General features: G+C 53.3%; 1 pseudogene. It reads right to left on the bottom strand.

The window, feature by feature from the left end:
• Nucleotides 1–270 (bottom strand): annotated as a pseudogene (locus tag SB775_RS29790) (ArsR family transcriptional regulator); the annotation flags it as partial.

Raw genomic sequence — 270 nt, 5'->3', positions numbered from 1 at the left:
CCAGTTCCCCGTTCTTTGGCATGCAGCAGTGCTGTTCCTCCGTGGATTTCTGCTTCATATGCCGTTTTTCCAACGCCGATTCCGCAGGTGACCAGGTCTGCGCGTATGCCAAGCATTCCTTGGAGATCGGGAATGGTTTTGTAATCATGCGTCACTTCCTGCAATCTGCCTCTGGTGGTGAAAATGACATAGCGTCCGGGTCCTGCCGTTTTCAGCGAGCCTTGGAGGTACTTGGTGTAGCGCAGCAGCTTTTCCATGGTCTTGATCTCG

The sequence above is a fragment of the Peribacillus sp. SIMBA_075 genome (assembly GCF_046534585.1).
Note: the sequence above shows the minus strand (reverse complement) of the source record. Positions and strands in the feature narration are given on the sequence as shown.